The organism is Methylobacterium sp. FW102-HT35C08, assembly GCF_058790235.1.
In genome coordinates this window covers 5,050,460-5,065,567 of the sequence record NZ_JBYTCL010000002.1, presented here as the reverse complement: position 1 = coordinate 5,065,567, position 15,108 = coordinate 5,050,460, and the positions used below count along the sequence as shown (strand labels likewise).

The following is a 15,108-nucleotide window of genomic DNA, read 5'->3' as shown; positions in this document are numbered from 1 at the left end:
GGGGAGACGACGGATGGCCACCCGGATGATGACCAACAGCGTGACCGGCGCGGACCGCATCGTGACCTGGACCATGATCAGCGGTCTGGCGCTGGCCTTGATCCAGTCCGCGCAAGCGTTGGCGCTGCCGGCCCATTTCGTCTAGGGCCATCCGGACGGTCCGAGATCGACGGCACTTCGCAGCCCGACGCCCCGCCCCGCCGCATCGCGGGCGCACGCATTGGGCGGCCCGTTCACGTCCGATGGAGCGGCAGACGGACGGAGAAGCGGGCGCCCGGCGCTTGGCTTCTAGCGCCCGCCTCGATCGAGCCGCCATGCGCCGCGACGATCGTGCGGCAGATCCCGAGACCCAGGCCGAGCCCTTCGGCGCGCGTGGTGAAGAACCCGTCGAACAGCCTCTCGGCGTTCCCCGGGTCGATGCCCGGCCCGTTGTCGAGGATGTCGATCACGACGGACGCGCCGTGATCGGACGTCTCGATCATGATCTCCGGCATCGTCGTGCGGGCGTGCCGGTGAACCTGGATGGCGTTCATCAGCAAATTGACGAAGACCTGCTGCAGCTGGATCCGGTCGGCCTGGACCAGCGCGTCGCCGCCGGTGCAGGCGAGGCTGAACCGGACGTCGATGCGGTCGAGATCGTGCCGCACGAACTGCACGGATTCCGTCAGGACCTCCGCCACGGAAACGAGCGTCCGGACGCTGTCCCGCTTGGTGGCCATGCGGCGCGTGCGATCGATGATGTCGCCGGCGCGGGCGACCTGATCGACGATGCGCTGGCATTGCCGCCGGAGCAGGTCCCGGTCGAGATCGTCCCGGTCGAGGAGGCGCAGCATGGCCCCGGCGGTCATGCCGATCGACGACAGCGGTTGGCCGATCTCGTGGGCGATGGAGGCGGAGAGTTCGCCCAGGGTCGAGATCCGGGCGACATGCGCGAGCTCGTCGCGCAACGTGTTGAGGGATGTCTGCCTCTGAACGTGTTCGGTGATGTCGACGAAGGAGGCCAGCCACAGGCCGGAGGTCGCCCCGTCCGCCCGCGGCACCACGCAGAAGAGCGTTTCGAAGCGGCTCCCGTCCAGCCGGACGCTGTGCGCCTGCTGCTGGAACGCGGTGGCGCCGGCCGCGAAGGCCCGCGCCGAATTGACCTGCGCGGTGCAGAGCGGATCAAAGAAGCGCTGCGTGCGCTGCCCGATCATGTCCGCGCGGCCGGCGGCGCCGAACATCCGTACGGCCGCCTCGTTGACGTCGAGGATGACCATCCCGTGCCGCAGCCGGTCCGCCACGGCGGGATGGACGTCGAGATAGCCGGAGATGTCGGCGATCCCGGCGGCCCGCAGCGCGTCGATGGCGGCGACGCGTTCGCGCGCGTCGACGACGACGAAGCCGATCGTCGAGACCTTCATGCAGACCAGGTACCAGGCGTCGTTCCAATCGGCCTCGGTGCTGACGATCAGCCGATCGGCCGCGGGCGCGAGTCCGACGCTCATGCCGGCCGTCCCTGGGCAGGGCTGCGGGCGCCGTGTCCCGCGCGCGCTGGCGCGGGCTCAGCCCGCGACCGCGTCAGTCCGCGCGCCCAGGTTGGCATAGGCCGCCACCCGGCCACGTCCACGGTGCGCGTCATCGGGAAGCTCCACTTCGGTCGCGGGACGGGTAAGGCCATGCAGCTTTGCCGCCAAGTCTCCGCCCCGTTCATCCGGCGGCTTCTGCGTGCGGCCGCGTGCTGATCCGCGATCGCGCGCTCCCGAGACGCCGAAGGCGATGCGCAACCGGGCGGGGCTGGGCTCCCGGAGGGCCGGTCACGCGGCCGCCGCGATCAGCGTCGCCCGCAGCTGCGCGTCCAGATCGCGCGCCACCGCATCGACAGCCGCATCGTGGAACTGGCCGAAGGCGGTCGCCGGCCGGTCGTACTCGAACGCGACGCCGTCGGCGCCCTCCCGCAGCAGCACCCGGATCGGCGCGTACAGGGCCGCCGAGAGCACGTGGCGCGTCATGCGGGAGGCGGTCAGCGGGTTGCCGATGTCGTACTGAATGGCCTTGCGCTCCAGGCCAGCGATCCGCAGCAGAGCGCCGTGATCGCGCTGACCGAAGATCGAGAGCGGGGCCGCGCGCGCGAGCTGGCTGCGCGCCTCCTCGGCCCGGCCTGCCTGGACGAGGGCCGCGTAGCCGTGATCGAGGGGCGGGACCGCATCCTCCAGGGCCTGGCGCACGGCGTCGAAGGGTTTCGTCGAAGGGATCGTCACGTGCTCGATCGTGATGGGCGTGGTCGATGCGGTCATGGCCATGACGCTGTCTCCGTGTCTGGCGGGTTCGGCCCTGCCTCGGTCCCCCGGGTCAGTGCGCGTCGGCGGAGGGCCCCTTCGGCGGGGCAACCTTGCGCATCAGCGGCACCAGCGCGGTGGCCAGGGCGAAGCAGAGCGCGATGGCCGTGAAGGCGTCGGCGTAGGTCATGGTCTGCGCCTCGCGCAGCGTGAGCGACCGGAGCTGCCGCAGGGCGGCGACGTGGCCGTGCTCGGGATCACCCGCGAAGCTGCCCGATATGCGCGCCTCCATCCCGCGCAGGAGGTCGAGCATCGCCGGGTTCGTCGGGTTCAGGTGCTCGGCCAGCCGCAGGAAGTGCAGGTTGGTGCGGTCGTTGAGGATCGTCGCGCAGGCCGCGATGCCGATGGCGCCGCCCAGGTTGCGCATCAGGTTGAACAGCCCGGAGGCGAGCTTCAGCTTGGCCGGCGCGAGGCCGCCGAGCGTCAGCGTCACGGTCGGCGCCACGGCGAATTGCTGCGCGAAGCCGCGCATCGCCTGCGGCCACAGCAGCTCGCGCCAGCCCCACTCGTGCGTGATCGGCGTGAACGACCACATGCTCAACCCGAACAGGCCGAGCCCGAACATCATCAGCCAGCGCAGGTCGATCCGCCTGGCCAGGACGGCGTAGACCGGGATCGCCATCACCTGAAACACGCCGGTGGAGAAGATGGCGAGCCCCATCTGCAGGGCCGAGAAACCGCGCACCTGACCCAGGAACTGCGGCGTCAGGTAGATCGTGGCGAAGATCCCGATGCCGGTGACGAACGAGAACAGGCAGCCCAGCGCGAAGTTGCGGCTCCTGAGCGCCCTCAGGTCGACGATCGGGTGGGCGTAGGTGAGGCTGCGCCAGAGGAAGCCGACGCCGGCGAGCCCGGACAGCCAGGCCGTGGTCCGGATGGTGGCGTCCTCGGTCCAGTTCCAGCGTGGCCCCTCCTCGAGCGTGTATTCGAGGCAGCCGAGGAACACGGCCATCAGGGCGATGCCCAGCCAGTCGGTGGACTTCAGGAGTGCCGGCTCGGGCTCGTCGACCCGCACCAGCAACGGCACCACGACGGCGACGAAGATCCCGGGCACCAGATTGACGAAGAACAGCCAGTGCCAGGAGTAATTGTCGGTGATCCAGCCGCCCACCGTCGGCCCCAGGGTCGGCGCCAGCGACGACAGCGCCCCGATGGTCGCGGCGGCCACCAGGATCTTCTTGCCGGGGAAGAACGCGAAGGCGGTGGTGAAGACGGTCGGGACCATCGAGCCGCCCAGGAAGCCCTGGAGCGCCCGGAAGACGATCATGCTCTCGATGTCCCAGGCCCAGCCGCAGAGCAGCGAGGTCGCGGTGAATCCCGCCGCCGAGACGCAGAACAGCCAGCGCGTCGACATCACCCGGGCCAGGAAGCCCGAGAGCGGGATCACGATGATCTCGGCGATGAGGTAGCTGGTCTGGACCCAGGCGACCTCATCCGGGCTCGCCGCCAGGCCGCCGCCGATATCCTTCAGCGAGGCCGAGACGATCTGGATGTCCAGGAGCGCGATGAAGAAGCCGATGCACATCACCGCGAAGGCGAAGACCTTCTGGCCCTCGCTCAGCGGGGCGGGGGTCTCCCGGGGCGGGGCCTTGGCGCCGCCGGTGACGGCCGCGGCCCTCATCGGGTGAGCTGACCGACGACGACGCCCGCGCCTTGGGCCGGCGCGTCGGGCTCGGGCGCGCCGCCGCGGCGGTCGACCGAGGCGGTCACCGACAGGCCGGGCCGCAGGCGGCCGAGCCGTCCGGCCTCGCCGTCGAGGCGGATCCGCACCGGCACGCGCTGGACGATCTTGGTAAAGTTGCCGGTGGCGTTCTCGGGCGGCAGCACGCTGAACTGCGCGCCGGTCGCCGGCGCCAGGCTCTCGACATGGCCCGTGAAGGTCTCGCCCGGACGCACGTCGGCCACGACGGTCGCGAACTGGCCGGGCCGCATCTCGGCGAGCTGGCTCTCCTTGAAGTTCGCGTCGACCCAGAGACCCTGCGCGGGCACCAGGGCGATCAGGCCGGCCCCCGGCGTCGCGTAGGAGCCGGTGCGGGCGCTGCGGTTGCCGACCACCCCGGCGATCGGCGCCCGGATCTCCGTGTAGCCGAGGTTGAGCCGCGCCGTGTCGCGCTCGGCCACGGCCTGGGCGCGGGCGGCTTCGGCCTGCCGCTTCTGCGTCTCGATGACGGCGATCCGCCGCTGCGCCGCATCGAGGGTGGCGCGCGCCTTCTCAACCGCCGCACGGGCCTTCTTGTCGTCCGCGTCGGCCTGCTGGAAGCGCTGCTCGGACGCGTACTGGCTGGCCGAGAGCTGCCGGTAGCGGGTGTAGTCGAACCGGGTGCGGGCGGCTTCGGCCTCCGCGGCCGCGAGATCGGCGCCCCCCTGCGCGATCACGGCCTCCTGCAGGTGCCGGGTGGCGTCGAGGTTGAGGAGCGTGGCCTCCTGGCCGGCCACCGCCGCCTCGGTCCTGGCCAGGGCCGCCCGGTAGTCGCGGTCGTCGATCCGCAGCAGGAGGTCGCCGGCCTGGACCCGCTGGTTGTCGGTGACCAGCATCTCCGTCACGAAGCCCGACACGCGCGGCGCGAGAACGGTGACGTCCCCGCCGACATAGGCGTCGTCGGTGCTCTCCAGGAAGCGGCCAGTCTCCCACCAAGAGCGGCCATAGGCCGACCCCGCCGCCAGAGCGAGAACCACGAGGCACGCGGCGGCCGCACGCTTGCGGGATCGCCGCCGACCGGCCGCCGCATCGGCCGGAACCGCCTCCACGAACCCGTCCATCGCCGCCGCGCCGCTCATGGTCCCGTGCTCCTGACCCCGTGCCCCTGGCCCGTGCTCTTGGTTCTGTGCGCCTGCCGGTCAAAGCGCGGTCTGGCGCTCGAAGCGCCGCCGCAGCCGCGGGCTCGCCGCCGGCCCGGCGACGACGCGGACGCCGTCGGAGAGCGGCCGGCCGGTGCGCCGGTCGACCACGACGGGATCGACCGGCAACCCGGTCTCGGGGTCCATGAGGCTCACGCTCTCGCCCTCCGGGGCGAGGTGGCGGTTGCCCCAGGCGAACAGGGTCCACAGCACGGGCCGGAAGTCCCGGCCCTTGTCGGTGAGCACGTACTCGTAGCGCGCGGGCCGCTCCTGGTAGAGCCGCCGCTCCATCAGCCCGGCCTCGCACAGCGCCTTCAGGCGGCGCGTCAGCATGTTGGGCGCGATGCCGAGGCTCTGCGCGAACTGGTCGAAGCGCGTCAGCCCGTAGAAGGCGTCGCGCAGGATGAGGATGCTCCACCACTCGCCGACCCGATCCAGGGAGCGGGCGACCGGGCACTGCATCTGATCGAAGGAGGTCCGTTGCATGATGCAAGTTATCGAATATGACTTTCATCAAGCAAGTGACATTTCGCACATTCGATGGTGGTGGGTGCCGGTCGCGCGGGCCGCGATGGCGTGCGGCTCCGCGCGGTCCGGTGCGACGGCGTCTCAGCCGCTGAGGGCGCGTAGCTCGCCGCGCGCGATGCCGGTCAGGGTCCGCAGGGCGAGCGCCCCGATCAGCCCCGTCGCGAAGGCGAGGAGCAGCAGCGCCAAAGCGTCGGCGAGGCCGCTCTGCGCGTGCTCGGCGTAGCGCAGGGCGGCCACGGCGGTCGCGGCCGCCGGGAAGCTCACGGCCCACCACGACACCCGGAACGGGCAGCATCGCGGCAGGTCCCGGAGCAGGCCGACGAGGATCACGAAGACGAACAGGCCGATCAGGAACAGCCCCTCGGCGAACGCGTCGATCCGCCCGAGCGTCGCGGCGTAGCTCGAGAAGCCCACCACGAAGGGCGCGACCAGGATCATCAGCGTCGGCCGCATTGCCGGCGCGAGCGGCTCCTCGAACACGAGGCGCGCGAAGACGAGGGTGAAGAGCGGCACGGCGAAGAACAGGCCGACGCTCAGCGCCAGCAGGGTCACGGTCTGCGTGTGCGGCAGGCCGAGGACCGGGGCGGCGAGCGGCACGTCGAGGAGCCCGACCACCGGCACGATCCAGGCGGGCGTCGCGTGCGCGAGCTGCTGGCGGCTGCTCATCCAGCGGCTGACGATCATCACCGCGAAGACCAGCATGCCGGCGGCGGCCAGGATCCAGACACCCTGGGCCAGGAGCGGGCTGACGCGGACCAGGACCAGCGGCAGCAGCAGCAGGCTGATCAGCACGGTCCCGAACAGGTTGCCGGCGATCGGGTGCCGGAACTCCGCGACGACGGTCGGCCACGCCGTGACCGCCTTCATCCCGTAGGCCGCGGCCAGGGCGAGGAAGGCGGCGAGCGCCGCCCACCCGATCAGGTCCGCCACGAGGCCCGGCAGAGGGTAGCGCAGGGCCGCAAGCCGCCACGCGACGCTCAGGCCGGTCAGCCCCATCACCGATCCGAACAGGGCGACCGGCAGGTACTCGAAGCGGGGGCCGGTCCTGAACAGCGCCCATCGGGGCGTCTGCGCGGCTGCCGTCGTCATCGCGTATCCTCCAAGTCCCGTCGCCGCGCCCCGCGCAGCTTTTGCATCACGCCCCAGAGAGGCGCGCCTTGGCCAGCGGCAGGCTGCGCAGGCGCTGGCCGGTGAGCAGAGCCACCGCGTTGACCACCGCCGGCGGCACGCCCGGCAGACCTGGCTCGCCGATGCCGCCCATCGGCGCGCCGCTCTCCACGATCGCCACATGCACCCGCGGCATCCGATCCCGATCGAGGATCGGGTAGGCGTCGAAGTTCCGTGCCTGGCGCTGCCCGCCCTCGTAGACGACCTGCTCCAGCAGCGTCGACGACAGGCCCAGAGCCGCCGCGCTCTCCACCTGACGCTTCACGATCGCCGGGTTGACCACGCGGCCCGGATCGATCGCGATCCACAGGTCGTGCACCCGCGCCTCGCCATCCTTGAGCGAGACCTCGGCGATCGTCGCCGTCTCGGAACCGAACGGCGAGGCCATCGACACGCCCCGCGCCCGGCGCGTCCCGTCCGGCGCCTGGAACGGCCCCGGCTTCCAGCCGCCGGCCAGATCCGCCACCGCCTGCAGCAGCGTCCGATGGCGGGGGCTGTCCTTCAGGAGCGCCATCCGCAGGGCGAACGGGTCCTGGCCGCCGGCCTGGGCGATCTCGTCGAGGAAGCTCTCGTAGAAGTAGTCGTTCATCGAGTGCCCGACCGAGCGCCAGAACGCGATCGTCACCGGGTGGGGCACCTTCACGTAGCTGAGCTTCCGGTTCGGGATCGCGTAGGGCTTCTGGTCGAGGCCCTCCACCACCGAGGAATCGACCGGCGACTTGAACAGCGCGCCGAACCAGCGCCCGATCGGGCCCTCGCCGACGGCCGTCGTCTCGAGCGCCACCGGCATCCCGTCGGGCCCGAGCGCGGCGCGGAAGCGCGCGAAGCTCAGGGGCCGCAGCGCGTCCATGCCGAACTCCTCCTCGCGCGACCACAGCACCCGCACCGGCTTGCCCAGGGCCTTGGCGAGCAGGATCGCCTGCGGGAACGGGTTCGCCGGCCCGTAGTAGAAATGGCGCCCGAAGAAGCCGCCGAGCATCGGCGAGTGGATCCGGACCTGATCGGGCTGCAGCCCGGCGGTCTTGGCGGCGATCTGCTGGAACAGCTCGGGCATCTGGTTGGGCAGCCACAGGTCGAGGCTGCCGTCGGCGGCGAAGCTCGCCACCGCCGAGGGCGGCTCCAGCTGCGCGTGGGCGAGGTAGGGGGCGTCGTATTCCGCCGCGACGACCTTGGCGGCGCCCTTGAAGGCGGCGTCCGGGTCGCCCGCCTGCTCGGCCGGGATGCCAGGCTCGGTCGCGCCCTTCAGGGCCGCCAGCATCGCGGCCGAGGAGAAGCCGGCCGACACGGTGGCGATGCCGTCGGGGGCCGGCTTGGACCACGTGACCTGCAGCGCCTCCGCGCCCTTGCGCGCCCGCCACCACGTGTCGGCCACCACCGCCACTGCGCCCGGCAGGCGCTGGACGGCTTGGACGCCCGGCATCGCCCGGACCTCCGCCTCGTTGGCGATCGCCTCCGGCTCGGTGCCGAGATGCGGCGCGTGCTGGACGGCGGCGTGCAGCATGCCGGGCTGGCGGATGTCGATGCTGTAGACGGCCCGGCCGGTGGACTTGTCGCGCATGTCGAGGCGCGCCACCGGCTTGCCGATCCAGCGGAAGGCCTTCGGGTCCTTCAGCGGGACGTCGTCGCGCGGCTGCAGGGCGAGGGCGGCGGCGGCGAGCTCGCCGTAGCCGAGGCTCCGGCCGGAGGCGGCGTGGACCACGCGGCCATCCCCGGTGGTCAGGCTGTCCTGCGGCACGGCGAGCTTGGCGGCGGCGGCGCGCAGCAGCATCTCGCGGGCGGTGGCGCCGAGCCGGCGCATGGCCTCGAAGCTGGAGCGGGTCGAGAACGAGCCGCCGGTCATGCGTAGGCCGTTGACGACGGCGTAGTCCGGCCCGGGCGGGGCGCATTCGACCGTGAAGCGGGCCGGGTCGAGGTCGAGTTCCTCGCCGATGGTCTGAGCGAGCCCGGTGTTGATGCCCTGTCCGCCCTCCACGAACGGGCTGAGCAGGCGCACCGAGTTGTCGGGACGGATCTCCAGGAAGGCGGCGACCCGGGTGCCGGGCTTCGGCGCAACGGCCGCCGGGCCTTCTGCGCGGGTCTGCGCGGCGGCCGGCTCGAGCCGCAGGCCGATTCCGAGGAAGAGCGCGCCGGAGGCTGCGCCGAGGAAGCCGCGGCGGGAGAGGTTGCGGACTGGCTCGCGACGGTCGGCGCGGCGGAGGGGCGTGAGGTCGGTCATGGGGCCCTCCTCAGGCGGCGGCCTGCCGCACGGCGGCGGCGATGGCGTTGTAGGTGCCGCAGCGGCAGAGATTGGTCATGGCGCCGGCGATGTCAGCGTCCGAGGGTTTTGGGGTCTGCTTGAGCAGGCTTGTGGCGGCCATGACCTGGCCGGACTGGCAGTAGCCGCATTGCGGCACCTCGATGCCGACCCAGGCAGCCACGACCTTGGCGCCGACCGGATCCTGCTCAATCGCCTCGATGGTGGTGATCGCCTGGGTGCCGACGCTCTCGAGCGGGATCTGGCAGGAGCGGGTCGCCGCGCCGTCGAGGAGCACCGTGCAGGCGCCGCACTGGCCGATGCCGCAGCCGTACTTGGTGCCGGTCAGCCCGAGGCTGTCGCGCAGGACGAACAGCAGCGGCGTGTCGGGCTCCGCATCCACCGTGTATTGGCGCGCGTTGATCGTGAGCTGGATCATCGTTCGACCTCTTCCACAACGTGGCAAGGGTTATCGCGCCGGATCCATTTGTCCTGGCGCCACGAAACTCTCGAAGGCGCGCCACGAATGCGGTGCTTCGCGATCGCGTCCTGTTCGAACGGGCGTACAGGCGTCGGAAGCGGTTCGGAATCATACGAAGGTTAGGGGTCATCACCCCGAGCGATGGCCGACCGGGGGTGCTCCGAACCTCGGTGGCGGGGGCGGCCGTGCAGCCCCCGCCCAGCAATCAATTACGCCTTCGCGGCCGGCACGAGCCCCGCGGGGGCGGTGCGGGTCGACGTCTGCTCAAGGACGGCGCGGGCGCTGTCGGCGAGGACCAGCCACGCGCCGGCCATGAGGGTCACGTCCTTCAGGACGAGGCGACCGGCTCCCGACAGGTAGGGAAAGCCGTGCTCGGCATCGCCCAGGGCGGCCACCCAGGCCTCCGGCGTGGTGACCAGGAACGACAGGGTCACAACCGGGGTGAGGAAGGCCAGCACCGCCCCGGCGAGGCCGAGCCGCCGCGACACCAGCCCGACGAGGACGAGCAGGCCGATCAGCAGCTCCACCGTGCCCAGGCCGCGGGAGAACGCGTAGGTGTGGTTGGCGGCCTGCCAGGCACGCGCGGCGAGATTCAGCTCGCCCTCATGGGTGAGGTGCTGCGCGTACTGGTCCGGGTGGGCGTAGAAGAACGCCATCACCGGGCTGTTGGCGACGAACGGCGTGATGCTGTCGGCCTCGTAGGGCACGAACTTGAGCGCGCCGATCCAGAGGAAGATGATGGCGATGGCGACCCGCATGGCCTGAAGGCCGAGGCGGTTCGATTCCGGCCCGGAGACGAGGCCGAGGACGCGACGGATCTGCGTGTTCATGACACGATTCCTTTGCTCAAGCGGACGGGCGTGCAGGGTCAGGCCTCGGCGGAGGCCGCGAAGGCGTCGAGGGCACGCGTCGCGTAGACGACCGCGGCGCCGGCATTGATGCTGGTGGCGACGCCGAGGGCTTCGGCCAGCTCGGCCTCGGTGGCGCCGAGCTTGCGGGCGGCGTCGGTGTGGACCGTGATACAGCCGTCGCAGCGCAGGGAGATCGCCACCGCGACCGCGATCAGCTCGCGGGTCTTGGCGTCGAGCTGGCCGGTCTTCTGGCCGGCGGTGCTCAGGGTGCCGTAGCCGCGCACCGTGTCGGGGCTGAGCTTGGCGAAGTGTCCGACGCCGGCCGTGACTTGCTGGCGGTACGTGTTCCAATCGATCATGGCCATGACGGCCTCCTTCGTGATGACGAGGAAGGTAATCGTGGCCGGCCGCGCCCTCGATGGCCGGGCGGCGCAAGCGTATGACCGCGCGGATCAGCCTGGATCGGCGGGGTGTTCGGCCTGTCGGACGTGGCCGGGGCGGATCCCGTACTTGCGCAGGAACGCCCGGCTGAGGGCGGCTGCGGACTGGTAGCCGACCTCCACCGCCAGGACCTCGAGCGGGACGGTGCCGGCTCGCAGACGATGACGGGCGAGGCCCAGCCGCAGATCGGTGAGGAATTCCAGGGGCGCAATGCCGGCGGCCTTCCGGAAGGCGCGCACGAGGCTCGCCCGCGAGGCGGCGGAGAGAGCGGCGAGTTCGTCCAGCGTCCAGTCGCGCACGGGATCGCGCACCATCGCGAGCACCGCCCGGGCGGTCACCGGCCGCCCGAGCAGGCGCAGCAGGCCCTCGGCGGGCGCCGCGGCTTCGAGATGCGCGCGCAGCATCATCATGAACAGCGCGCTCGCGAGATTCTCGGCGACCGCGACGGCTCCGGCGCGCCCGTCGCTCAGCTCCTCGCGGATGCCGACGAGGAGGGGCTCGAACCGTGTCGCCAGCGGCTGCGCGCCGACGCTCAGGACGACGAGGTCCGGCAGAGCGGTCACGATCAGGTTCTGCGGCGCGGCCTCGAAGTGCAGGCGGCCGCAGATCAGCTCGACATCCGGCTCGGCCCCGACGGTGGTCTTGAACCGGAGGTCGTGCCGGTGCTGGACGGCGACGGGCAGCCTGGCCTGCGGCAACGGTCCCGCGCTGTGGAGGGTGTGCGCGTCGCCGCGCGGCAGCAGCAGGATGTCCCCGGCGGCGATCTGGAGCGGGTCGCCCTCCGGTCGCCGGAGAACGGCCTGGCCGCGCGTGACGATGTGGAAATAGGCCTGCCGGGTCGGCTCCGGCGAATGCGGGGCGGCCCAGCTCCCGCCGAAGCGGCAGACATCGTCCAGATGCGGCCGCACGCGCAGCAGGGGCGCGAGCCCGCTCAACGGATCGTCGCCCCCCGTCGCCGTCATGCGTCCCGTCCCATGCTGCGCGCGCTCCACCGGGTGATGATCCTGCACCGCGCCGCCACGCGCCTGAGACACGACCGGTTTCAGGCCCCGATCGTGTCTTCCAGGCAGCGGATCAGGTCGTCGGCCGCCAGCGGCTTGCGCAGGAGATCGCGGGCCCCCCCCGCGAAGGCACGAAGCCGCGTGGTGTCGTCCGTCAGCGCCGTCATCAGGATGACGGGCAGGGCCGGCCGGACCCGCCGCACGCGCTCCTGCAGATCCAGGCCGTTGAGGCCGGGCATGTTGATGTCCGTCAGCAGGCAGGACACATCACCCGTGAGGCCCGAGGCCAGGAACGCCTCGCCCGAGTTGAAGGCCCGCGGGTCGTAGCCCAGCGCTTCGAGGAAGCTGGATGTCGCATCCAGAACGGCCTCGTCGTCGTCGACGACCGCCACGGCTTTCTTTCCAGCCGACACAGATGTTCCTTTCGAGGCGTCCCGCCGGCGGATGGTCTGAACTCAATGCGCCGATCGCAGTGATCCCGATATTATACGTTCGGTTGGTCCGGCCGGCCGCCGTTTCCCTCGGGCCGGACAGCCGGTGCATCCGTCTCACTGACGATCATCGCGCGCATCCGGTCACCCGGTCGGCCGGCAGCTCTCTGCCCTCGTCTTCAACATCTCGGTCTTGCGCACGAGGTCGGCGACGGACCCGGCCGCCATCTTCCGCATGACGTTGCCGCGGTGGATCTTGACCGTGATCTCGCTGATGCCGAGCGCGTGGGCGATCTGCTTGTTCAAGAGACCCTTGACCACGTGATGCATCACCTCGGCCTCCCGCGCCGTCAGGGTGGCGGCGAGCGCCTCGATCTCGGCCACGCCCGCGCTCGCGGCGCGCCGCGCCCGATCCCGCTCGATCGCGACCGCGATCGCATCCAGCATGTCCTGATCGCGGAACGGCTTCGTCAGGAAGTCGAGGGCGCCGGCCTTCATGGCCTGGACGCTCATGGGAATGTCGCCGTGGCCGGTCATGAAGATGATCGGCATGCGGTTGCCCATCGCAACCAGCTTCGATTGGAGCTCGAGGCCGCTCGAGCCGGGCAGCCGGACGTCCAGGACCAGGCAGCCGGGACGGTTCGGCAGGGCCGCGGCGAGCAGACCGCGCGTCGAGTCGAAGGCGATCGTGTCGAGGCCCACCGACCGGAGCAGATCCTGCAGCCCGTCGCGGACACCCTCGTCATCCTCGACGATGACCACCAGCGGCGGAGCCTTCGCGTCGGCGGCCGTCCTGACCGCGACGCCCCGGGTGTTGCCTGCCATCGTCATCAACGAGCCCTTGCAGTCCTATGCGAGCGCACCCCTGACAGGTGTGCTTACAGAGATCGACGCCGCGCGATCAAGCGCGCGTGATCGGGCTGGAAGGGCTTTCACGATCGTCGCGACCGGCGTGTCCCGCGGCTTGTGCAAGAGCGCCGGTCCGCGGCCCGGATCGGAGGGTTGATCAGGTCGGAGCGGGCGGCCGCCCTACGTCCTGTCGCCGGGCAGGACGGAACTCAGCACCTGCCGGGCGGTGTCGGCGAGCAGATGGCGCTCCTTCGAGTCGCCCTTGCCCAGCATCGACATGAAGTTCTTGACCTGCTCCAGGGTGAAGAATGGCGGCAACGGCGGCACCTCGGGATCGGTCTTGACCTCCAGCACCACCGGCACCGGGCTCGCCAGCGCCTCGTCCCAGGCCGGGCCGACCTGCGCCGGGTCATCCACGTAGAGGCCTTTCAGTCCGATCAGCTCGGCGAACTTGTGGTAGGGCACGTTCGGGATGGTCTGGCTCGCCTCGAATTTCGGGTTGCCCTCCATCACCCGCTGCTCCCAGGTCACCTGGTTCAGGTCCTCGTTGTTGAACACGCAGCAGATCCAGGTCTTGTTCGACCAGCGATGCATGTACTTCGCCACCGTGATCAGCTCGGCCATGTTGTTCATCTGCATGGCGCCGTCGCCGACCAGCGCGATCACCGGCCGGTCGGGATGCGCCACCTTGGCGGCGATGGCGTAGGGCACCGCCGCGCCCATCGAGGCGAGGCCGCCCGAGAGCGAGCACATCTGGCCCCGGCGCATCTTCAGGTCGCGGGCGTACCAGTTGGCGCAGGAGCCGGAATCCGAGGTGACGATCACCCGCTCGGGCAGGCGCGGCGAGAGCTCCCAGGTTACCCGCTGGGGGTTGACCGGGTTGGCCTTGGCCATCGCCCGGTCCTCGGCCTCCTTCCACCAGGAGGCGACGTTCTTCTCGATCCCGGTCCGCCAGGCGCCGCCCTCCTTCTTCTGGTCGAGGAGCGGCAGAAGGGCGGTGAGCGTCTCGGCGGCCTCGCCGCAGAGCGGCACCTCCATCGGGTAGCGCAGCGACAGCATCTCCGGCGCGATGTCGATCTGCACGCCGCGGGCCTGCCCCTCCTCGGGCAGGAACTCGGCCCAGGGGAAGCCCGAGCCGACCATCAGCAGGGTGTCGCATTCGGCCATCATGTCGGAGGACGGCTTGGAGCCGAGCAGGCCGATCGTGCCGGTGACGAAGGACAGGTCGTCCGGCAGCGCGGCCTTGCCGAGCAGCGCCTTGGCGACGCCGGCCTGGAGCTTGTTGGCCACCGCGATGACTTCGTCGGTGGCGTGGAGCGCGCCGGCGCCGACCAGGATCGCGACCTTCTGGCCGGCATTGAGCACGTCGGCCGCCCGACGCAGGTCGCCGTCGAAGGGCACGACCTTCGGCGCGGTGTAGCCGACGCCCGAGAAGGTGTTGCCGTGCTTGCGCACCGGCCCCTCGTAGGGAACGTCCTGCAGGTCGTTGGGCAGGATGATCGCCGCGACCTTCCGCTCGGCCTTGGCGATGCGCATGGCGCGGTCGACGATGTGGCGGACCTGGGCGGGCGCGGAGGCCTGCTGCACATAGGCGGCGACGTCCTTGTAGACGCTCGTGAGGTCGAGCTCCTGCTGGTAATGCGCGCCGTTGACGTTGCGGGCCTGCTGGCCGGCAATGGCGAGCAGCGGCACGTGGTCCGAATAGGCGTCGTACATGCCGGTGAGCAGGTGGGTCGCGCCGGGACCGGAGGTGGCGAGGCAGACGCCGACCTCACCGGTGAACTTGGCGTAGGCGGTCGCCATGAAGGCCGCCATCTCCTCGTGGCGGACCTGGATGAACTCGAAGGGCAGGTCGTTGCGCTGAAGGGCGCCGAGCAGGCCGTTGATGCCGTCCCCGGGGTAGCCGAAGATCGTCTTCACCCCCCATTCGGCCAGACGCTTCCAGAAGAAGTCGGCGACGGCGTCGGCCATGT

At 71.1% G+C, this 15,108-nt stretch carries 15 protein-coding genes; 1 reads left to right on the top strand and 14 read right to left on the bottom strand.

Annotated features, from left to right (window positions below; all coding sequences use genetic code 11):
- Positions 1–13 precede the first annotated feature (13 nt).
- Positions 14–145, top strand: a complete 132-nt coding sequence (locus AC3WSN_RS23955; protein WP_373622182.1) for a hypothetical protein — start codon at positions 14–16, stop codon at positions 143–145.
- An 88-nt stretch (positions 146–233) separates the two neighbouring features.
- On the opposite strand, the gene AC3WSN_RS23950 is transcribed toward AC3WSN_RS23955, so the two are convergent.
- The 14 genes from AC3WSN_RS23950 to AC3WSN_RS23885 all read right to left on the bottom strand — a co-directional run bounded on the left by AC3WSN_RS23950 (position 234) and on the right by AC3WSN_RS23885 (position 15,106).
- Entirely contained in the window at positions 234–1,484 is a 1,251-nt protein-coding gene (locus AC3WSN_RS23950; RefSeq protein WP_492541393.1) for a sensor histidine kinase, read from the bottom strand.
- Between the two features lie 309 nt (positions 1,485–1,793).
- A complete protein-coding gene (locus AC3WSN_RS23945; RefSeq protein ID WP_492541391.1) occupies positions 1,794–2,279 on the bottom strand; it encodes a DUF302 domain-containing protein in 486 nt (161 codons plus the stop codon).
- Between the two features lie 49 nt (positions 2,280–2,328).
- Positions 2,329–3,936: a DHA2 family efflux MFS transporter permease subunit gene (locus AC3WSN_RS23940; RefSeq protein WP_492541389.1), complete on the bottom strand. Its 1,608-nt coding sequence runs from the start codon at positions 3,934–3,936 to the stop codon at positions 2,329–2,331.
- Positions 3,933–5,093, bottom strand: a complete 1,161-nt coding sequence (locus AC3WSN_RS23935; protein ID WP_492541387.1) for an HlyD family secretion protein — start codon at positions 5,091–5,093, stop codon at positions 3,933–3,935. The genes AC3WSN_RS23940 and AC3WSN_RS23935 overlap by 4 nt, the downstream gene beginning before the upstream one ends.
- 60 nt (positions 5,094–5,153) lie before the next feature.
- On the bottom strand, positions 5,154–5,639 hold the full coding sequence (locus AC3WSN_RS23930) for a winged helix-turn-helix transcriptional regulator (RefSeq protein WP_192709654.1): 486 nt from the start codon (positions 5,637–5,639) through the stop codon (positions 5,154–5,156).
- 123 nt (positions 5,640–5,762) lie between these two features.
- On the bottom strand, positions 5,763–6,770 hold the full coding sequence (locus AC3WSN_RS23925) for an SLAC1 anion channel family protein (protein ID WP_192709655.1): 1,008 nt from the start codon (positions 6,768–6,770) through the stop codon (positions 5,763–5,765).
- Positions 6,771–6,816: 46 nt separating this feature from the next.
- Positions 6,817–9,063, bottom strand: a complete 2,247-nt coding sequence (locus tag AC3WSN_RS23920) for a xanthine dehydrogenase family protein molybdopterin-binding subunit (RefSeq protein ID WP_492541385.1) — start codon at positions 9,061–9,063, stop codon at positions 6,817–6,819.
- 10 nt (positions 9,064–9,073) lie between these two features.
- Positions 9,074–9,520, bottom strand: a complete 447-nt coding sequence (locus AC3WSN_RS23915; protein ID WP_492541383.1) for a (2Fe-2S)-binding protein — start codon at positions 9,518–9,520, stop codon at positions 9,074–9,076.
- Positions 9,521–9,771: 251 nt separating this feature from the next.
- A complete protein-coding gene (gene rclC, locus AC3WSN_RS23910; protein ID WP_192709658.1) occupies positions 9,772–10,392 on the bottom strand; it encodes a reactive chlorine resistance membrane protein RclC in 621 nt (206 codons plus the stop codon).
- Positions 10,393–10,430: 38 nt separating this feature from the next.
- Positions 10,431–10,778: a carboxymuconolactone decarboxylase family protein gene (locus tag AC3WSN_RS23905; RefSeq protein ID WP_192709659.1), complete on the bottom strand. Its 348-nt coding sequence runs from the start codon at positions 10,776–10,778 to the stop codon at positions 10,431–10,433.
- An 87-nt stretch (positions 10,779–10,865) separates the two neighbouring features.
- On the bottom strand, positions 10,866–11,816 hold the full coding sequence (locus AC3WSN_RS23900) for an AraC family transcriptional regulator (RefSeq protein WP_492541380.1): 951 nt from the start codon (positions 11,814–11,816) through the stop codon (positions 10,866–10,868).
- A gap of 80 nt (positions 11,817–11,896) precedes the next feature.
- Positions 11,897–12,247 carry a response regulator transcription factor gene (locus AC3WSN_RS23895; protein ID WP_373622181.1) on the bottom strand — a complete coding sequence of 117 codons (351 nt, stop codon included), beginning with the start codon at positions 12,245–12,247 and terminating at the stop codon, positions 11,897–11,899.
- 183 nt (positions 12,248–12,430) lie between these two features.
- The gene (locus tag AC3WSN_RS23890) at positions 12,431–13,111 is read right to left on the bottom strand and encodes a response regulator transcription factor (RefSeq protein ID WP_192709662.1); all 681 of its coding nucleotides are present in this window, start codon (positions 13,109–13,111) and stop codon (positions 12,431–12,433) included.
- Positions 13,112–13,315: 204 nt separating this feature from the next.
- Positions 13,316–15,106: a thiamine pyrophosphate-requiring protein gene (locus AC3WSN_RS23885; protein WP_492541377.1), complete on the bottom strand. Its 1,791-nt coding sequence runs from the start codon at positions 15,104–15,106 to the stop codon at positions 13,316–13,318.
- Positions 15,107–15,108: the final 2 nt, after the last annotated feature.

Excerpts from the sequence above, each read along its gene's own strand:
- AC3WSN_RS23940 (WP_492541389.1), bottom strand. The coding sequence starts at position 3,936 with ATGAGGGCCGCGGCCGTCACCGGCGGCGCCAAGGCCCCGCCCCGGGAG.
- AC3WSN_RS23905 (WP_192709659.1), bottom strand. The coding sequence starts at position 10,778 with ATGGCCATGATCGATTGGAACACGTACCGCCAGCAAGTCACGGCCGGC.
- AC3WSN_RS23925 (WP_192709655.1), bottom strand. The coding sequence starts at position 6,770 with ATGACGACGGCAGCCGCGCAGACGCCCCGATGGGCGCTGTTCAGGACC.
- AC3WSN_RS23920 (WP_492541385.1), bottom strand. The coding sequence starts at position 9,063 with ATGACCGACCTCACGCCCCTCCGCCGCGCCGACCGTCGCGAGCCAGTC.
- AC3WSN_RS23900 (WP_492541380.1), bottom strand. The coding sequence starts at position 11,816 with ATGACGGCGACGGGGGGCGACGATCCGTTGAGCGGGCTCGCGCCCCTG.
- AC3WSN_RS23890 (WP_192709662.1), bottom strand. The coding sequence starts at position 13,111 with ATGGCAGGCAACACCCGGGGCGTCGCGGTCAGGACGGCCGCCGACGCG.
- AC3WSN_RS23885 (WP_492541377.1), bottom strand. The coding sequence starts at position 15,106 with ATGGCCGACGCCGTCGCCGACTTCTTCTGGAAGCGTCTGGCCGAATGG.
- AC3WSN_RS23915 (WP_492541383.1), bottom strand. The coding sequence starts at position 9,520 with ATGATCCAGCTCACGATCAACGCGCGCCAATACACGGTGGATGCGGAG.
- AC3WSN_RS23935 (WP_492541387.1), bottom strand. The coding sequence starts at position 5,093 with ATGAGCGGCGCGGCGGCGATGGACGGGTTCGTGGAGGCGGTTCCGGCC.
- rclC (WP_192709658.1), bottom strand. The coding sequence starts at position 10,392 with ATGAACACGCAGATCCGTCGCGTCCTCGGCCTCGTCTCCGGGCCGGAA.
- AC3WSN_RS23945 (WP_492541391.1), bottom strand. The coding sequence starts at position 2,279 with ATGGCCATGACCGCATCGACCACGCCCATCACGATCGAGCACGTGACG.
- AC3WSN_RS23950 (WP_492541393.1), bottom strand. The coding sequence starts at position 1,484 with ATGAGCGTCGGACTCGCGCCCGCGGCCGATCGGCTGATCGTCAGCACC.
- AC3WSN_RS23930 (WP_192709654.1), bottom strand. The coding sequence starts at position 5,639 with ATGCAACGGACCTCCTTCGATCAGATGCAGTGCCCGGTCGCCCGCTCC.
- AC3WSN_RS23955 (WP_373622182.1), top strand. The coding sequence starts at position 14 with ATGGCCACCCGGATGATGACCAACAGCGTGACCGGCGCGGACCGCATC.